The 5,483-nt window shown below is 68.8% G+C and carries 6 protein-coding genes; 1 reads left to right on the forward strand and 5 read right to left on the reverse strand.

The window, feature by feature from the left end; all coding sequences use genetic code 11:
* Nucleotides 1-254: 254 nt before the first annotated feature.
* Nucleotides 255-980: an SGNH/GDSL hydrolase family protein gene (locus tag RWO82_RS14945; RefSeq protein WP_314428320.1), complete on the reverse strand. Its 726-nt coding sequence runs from the start codon at nt 978-980 to the stop codon at nt 255-257.
* A gap of 132 nt (nt 981-1,112) precedes the next feature.
* On the opposite strand from RWO82_RS14945, the gene RWO82_RS14950 reads away from it, so the two are divergent.
* On the forward strand, nt 1,113-1,589 hold the full coding sequence (locus RWO82_RS14950) for an adenylyltransferase/cytidyltransferase family protein (protein ID WP_314428321.1): 477 nt from the start codon (nt 1,113-1,115) through the stop codon (nt 1,587-1,589).
* Between the two features lie 12 nt (nt 1,590-1,601).
* Here the strand turns inward: RWO82_RS14950 and RWO82_RS14955 are convergent, their stop codons facing one another.
* The 4 genes from RWO82_RS14955 to RWO82_RS14970 all read right to left on the reverse strand — a co-directional run.
* Nucleotides 1,602-2,603 carry a magnesium and cobalt transport protein CorA gene (locus RWO82_RS14955; protein ID WP_314428322.1) on the reverse strand — a complete coding sequence of 334 codons (1,002 nt, stop codon included), beginning with the start codon at nt 2,601-2,603 and terminating at the stop codon, nt 1,602-1,604.
* Between the two features lie 336 nt (nt 2,604-2,939).
* Entirely contained in the window at nt 2,940-3,779 is an 840-nt protein-coding gene (locus tag RWO82_RS14960) for an SDR family NAD(P)-dependent oxidoreductase (RefSeq protein WP_314428323.1), read from the reverse strand.
* 56 nt (nt 3,780-3,835) lie between these two features.
* Nucleotides 3,836-4,681 carry an SMP-30/gluconolactonase/LRE family protein gene (locus tag RWO82_RS14965; protein ID WP_314428324.1) on the reverse strand — a complete coding sequence of 282 codons (846 nt, stop codon included), beginning with the start codon at nt 4,679-4,681 and terminating at the stop codon, nt 3,836-3,838.
* Nucleotides 4,678-5,483, reverse strand: an 806-nt coding sequence (locus RWO82_RS14970) for a hypothetical protein (RefSeq protein WP_314428325.1), incomplete at its 5' end; no start/stop codon positions are given. The genes RWO82_RS14970 and RWO82_RS14965, both read right to left, overlap by 4 nt.

Genomic DNA, 5,483 nt, shown 5'->3' on the forward strand with positions numbered 1-5,483 from the left:
TGGCGGAACGCCCTGCACGGGGTGGTGCTCGCTCTGCCGGCGGGCATCGCCACTCTCGGCGATCCGCAGATCGGGCTGGCTTTGGCGGTCGGTGTGCTCCCCGCCACGGGGCTCGGCGTGGCGAGCAGTCGCAGGCAGCGCGCGATGAGCAGGGTGCGGGGTCGATTTCGCACCGGAACGGGCGTTCGGGGATGCATTAGTGACCCCGCATCCTGCAGGAGGCGCGGGGCCGGAGGCCGGGGGCCGCGGGTGGGTTAGAGGCGCGCGGCCCTGACCTGCGCCTCGAGAAGGGGAAGCGTGCGACCGGGATCGGCCTGAGGCTGCATGCGCAGTGTCGTCGCGAGCTCGAGAGCGAGCGCCGCGTGACCGGCGGCATTCGGGTGGAACGGGTCGTTCATGAGGCCCCACGGCACTCCGCCGTCGCCGAGGTCGGAGAATCGCGCGTTCTGGTCGACGAGGATCACGTCGTCGCTCGCGGCGACCTCGCGCACGGCGTCGGCGAACTCCGCGATCCGCTCGCGCCCGGGGGCGTTGGGGGTGTCGATCGACGGCGGCGTCTGCAGCACGGGGATGGCGCCGAGAGCTCGCACGCGTGCCACGAAATCGCGCAGCGAGGCCGCGAACTCGGCCGGAGTGACGAACGGGCTGTCCGGCAGCGTGGACATGTCGTTGGTGCCGATCATGAGCGTGACGACATCGGGGCGCCAGGACTCCACACGTCGGTCGAAGTCGCCGAGGATGTCAGGCATGCGGTGGCCGCTGATGGCGGTGTTGATCACGGCGTCGCGGGTGCGGCCGAGCTCGCCGCGGATCAGCTCGTGCAGGTGCTCGGCGTAGCTGCGGCCTCCCTGCGTGTGTACGAGCCCATGTGTGATCGAGTCTCCGGTGATGACCCAGTTCAGCGGGTCGGTGCCCGCGAGCAGTGCGGCGAGGCGGCGCAGATCGGCGGCGGCGGATGCGGGGGATTCGGCGTTCGACACGCTGACGAGCCTACTGGCGGAGTGTCGGTATTCCGCTCTGCGAGGCACTGCGTGCGGCCGCGCGGCAGGGGCCGGGCGCGTGCGCTCTATAGGATCTCCTGGGACGACCGCACGATTCATGAGGGGGAGCGAATGTCAGACGAGCACGTCACCAAGCACCAGGATTACAACCCGGGACCACGCATCGGGATCACATTCTCGACCTTCGATCTGCTGCACGCGGGGCACATCATGATGCTGGCCGAGGCCAAGCGGCAGTGCGACTACCTGATCTGCGGGCTGCAGATGGACCCGACTCTCGACCGCCCCGAGAAGAACGCGCCGACCCAGACCGTGGTCGAGAGGTACATCCAGCTGCGCGGCTGCGAGTACGTCGACGAGATCGTGCCCTACTCGACCGAGCAGGACCTCGAAGACATCCTCCGCTCGTTCAAGATCGATGTGCGCATCGTGGGAGACGAATACGCGGACCGCGACTTCACCGGCCGGGAGTACTGCGAGGAGCGCGGCATCGAGCTGTACTTCAACTCGCGCGACCACCGCTTCTCGAGCTCGGGGCTGCGCAAGATCGTGGCCGCGAAAGAGGCCGAGCGCACCGCTCGCGGTTGAGCGATCCGCGGCTCACAGCCACTTCTTGTACTTGAACACCCCGTAGAGCCCGACGGCGAACGCCGCCATCGCGCCGATCGCCATCGGATATCCGAACGACCAGCCGAGTTCCGGCATCCCCTCGAAGTTCATGCCGTAGACCGTGCCGACCAGGGTCGGCGCGAAGATGATCGCCGCCCACGACGAGATCTTCTTGATCTCGTCGTTCTGCGCGAGCCCCGCCTCGGTCTGACGGCGCGCGACCAGGGCCGAGTGCACCGTCAGGGCGTTCTCGAGGATCGCACGGAACGAGTCGACGCGCTCGTTGACCCGGATGACGTGGTCGAGCACATCGCGCAGCGAGCGCTGCAGCTCCTCGTCGATGCGGTACTTCTGCGACCCTCGACGCAGCCACTCCAGCATCCCGGCCAGCGGGTGCACGGCCCGCTGGAAGTTGATGACCTCGCGCGAGAGCTCGTAGATGCGGCGTGAGAGGGCGTCGTCATCGCTGTCGCCGAAGAGCTGGTCCTCGATCTCGTCGATGTCGTTGAGCAGCCCGGTCACGATCGGCTCATATCCGTCGACGACCTCATCGAGGATCGCGTAGAACACCGCCTCGGGCCCCATCGCGAGCAGCTCGGGGTGCGCCTCCATGCGGCGGCGCACGGCGGCCAGGTCGGGAGACTCGGCGTGCCGGATCGTCACGACGAAGTCGGGCCCGACGAACAGGTGCAGCTCGCCGAACTCGATCGACTCCTGCTCGTCGCGGTAGCGGGCGGGGCGCAGCACGGCGAAGAGCGTGTCGCCGTAGCGCTCGACCTTCGACCGCTGGTGGCCCGAGAGAGCGTCCTCGACGGCGAGCGGATGCAGGTCGAACTCGCGAGCGACCGAGGCGACCTCCTGCGGGCTCGGTCGATACAGGCCGATCCAGGCGATGCCGCCGTGCGCATCGAGCGACCGGTAGGTCTCGTCGAGGTTCTTCGGGGTCTCCACGCGGCGTCCGTGCACGTACACGCCGTTGTCGATGAGGGCCATGGCTGGCTCCGTTCTCGCAGGCGCACGCCGGGTCGAAGGGGCGTGCGCAGGATTCGTCAGGGGGCGGATGACGCCGCCGACGGCTGCGGAGCAGGACGGGCAGATGCGGAGCCGGAGCTCAACGCACGGATGCCGTCAGAGGCGACGCAACGAAGGCGGCGTCGCAACTATCACCGGACATCGCCATCACCGCCTTTCGCGCTCTGAGAGGTCACACGACCCGGTGTGCCAGCATACCCCTGGTTCCCCCACCCTTCGACCCGCCTTTCGAATCGCGCACTTTGCAGTTTTCAGGCTCCGGAAACTGCAAAGTGCGCGATTCGAAAGCAGGGGGCGTCAGCCGACGGGGATGCCGACGAGCTCGGCGCTCTTCTGCCACAGCGCCTCGGCGAGTTCGGCGTCATCCACCTGCGGATTGACCCGATTGCTCAGAGTGCGCTCGTCGTAGTACGCGCCGGAGAACCACGTCTGATCGGGGGTGCCCTCGATGAACCATCGCAGCACGCTCCCGCCCTCCTCGACGCCCGTGAGGAGGAACCGCCCGAGGAAGCTCTGATAGACGAGGCGCATGACGCTCGACGAGTCGGCGGCGAAGTTCGTGCGCACGGTGCCCGGATGGAAGGCGACCGAGCTCAGCCCGGCGGCATGGAACTTCGTGTGCAGACTCCGGGTGAAGAGCACATTCGCCAGCTTCGCATCGCCATAGGCCTTGTTGGCGCTGTACTTGCGGGAGTTGTCGAGGTCGTCGACGTCGAGGTGTCCGAACAGCCGATGGCCCACGCTCGAGGTGTTGATCACGGCGGCACCACTGCCCACGAGCAACTGCGGCATCAGCAGGTTCGTCAGCAGGAAGGGCGCGAGATGGTTGACCTGGAACGTCTTCTCGTGTCCGTCGACGGTGGGCGTGCGATCGCCGAAGATCCCGCCGGCGTTGTTCGCGAGCACATCGATGCCGTCGTCGCCGACGGCATCCGCGATCGTGGTGGCGAGCTCGCGCACGTCGTCGAGCCGCGCGAAGTCGGCCGTGAACCACTCGGCCCCCGCGTCGGCCGCGACCGCCCGAGTCTTCTCGACCGACCGGCCCACGACGATCAGCCGGTGTCCGGATGACGTGAGCTGGCGCGCGGCGGCTGCGCCGATGCCGTCGGATGCCCCGGTGATGACGATCGTCTTCATGTCTCTGCACACTTCCGTGATGTCGGCGGTGTCGGGTGGGTCCCGCGCCCGGGCGTTCAGCCTGCGAAGGGCATGATCGGCAGGCCGCGCACGCCGGCGTCGACCGCGAACACCGATCCCGCCTCGGTGCCGTGATCGGGGTCGAGGCCCTGCGCCGAGGTCGTGATGAACAGCGTGTCGAGGTCGTCTCCGCCGAACGTGCACGCGGTCACCTGAGGCACCGGCAGCTCGATGCGGACGATCCGGGTGCCGTCGGGCGCATAGCCGTGCACGGCTCCTCCGCCCCACAGCGCGACCCAGACCGAACCGTCGGCCGCCACCGTGAGCCCGTCGGGAGCGCCCTGACCCTCGGGGACGGTGACGAACGGGCGCCGGTGCGCGAGCTCTCCGGCATCGACGTCGAACACGTCGATGCGGCCCGTGGCGGTGTCGACGTAGTACGCCCGCCGCTGGTCGGGGGTGAAGCCCACGCCGTTCGAGGTCTCCACGCCCGTGAGCACCTCGGTCGCCGTCAGATCCGCGTCGAGGCGCAGCACGCGCCCCACGGGCCCCGCGTCGTCGAGCGCCATGGATCCGGCGAGCAGACGGCCGAGCGGATCCACCGTGCCGTCGTTGAAGCGGGCCGAACCGAGATCGAAGGTCGCGGCCACCCGGGTCGGGCCGTCGGCGGAATCGGCGAGGTGTGCGTGACGCGAACCCATCGCGATGAATCCGCCGGATTCCCGAGGGCGCACGAATGCCGCGTAGTCGTCGTCGAGATGCAGGCGGTGGATGCCGTCGGCGCGCAGCGTGACGAGGTCGGCCGCGTCGCCGTCGACCCAGCGCAGCCCGCCCCAGGCCGTCGACCACGCGGGGGCCTCGGCGTGCACGCAGATCGGACCTGTGATGTTCTCGGGCGTCATGGCGTCTCCTCTGCGGTGCGCCTCGGCATCCGCTCGGCGTCGGGGTGGGGTGGGGAGGGCTGCGCCGCCCCCTGAGTGGGCGGTGCCGCCGCATCCGCGGCCGGTGAGGTGAGCTCGCGCGCGACCTGCTTCTCGAGCACCTGCACGGCTTCGTCGCTCAGCAGGATCAGTCCTTCGAGTTCGTCGCGCACCCGGCGGTACGCGACGTTGCGCTCGGCTTGGGTGGCGGATTCGTCGACCGCGACCTTGAGCAGCTGCTGTGCGCGATCGAGACGCTTGCGCTCGGGTTCGGTGAAGGTCGAGTCGCGCAGCCTGCGGGCATCCTTCTCGGCGATCTCGAACGCCACCGCATACGCGCCCACGGCATCCAGGTACTCCGAGACCTGGCGCTCAGACACGCTCGCGTCGGCGGATGCCGGGCGCAGAGCATCCGCGGTCTTCTTCGCCCGCAGGAAGGCGGCGACCAGCGGCTGCCGGCCGTCGCTCATCGCGGGGTACGCGATCAGCTTGGCGACGTCGAGTTCGTAGTCGAGCCAGCGCGCGGTGATCTCGTCGTGCTCGGCGAACAGGCGTTCGAGCAGGCTGTTCGGGGTGACGGATGCCGTCGTGTCGACGATCTCGGGCACGACCTTCAGAGTCTTGCCCCGCGCCTCGAGCTGGGCGGCCTTGATCTCGGCCTTGAGGCGCAGAGTCTCTATCCTGCGTTCGTGGCGGCGCTTGGAGCTGCGCTCCCATGCCTTCGCTGCTCCGCCCGCCATCCCCATGATCGGGAAGACGAGCCACCAGTAGTTGCCCGCGAAGA

This window comes from uncultured Microbacterium sp., from assembly GCF_963521645.1.
GTDB lineage: Bacteria > Actinomycetota > Actinomycetes > Actinomycetales > Microbacteriaceae > Microbacterium.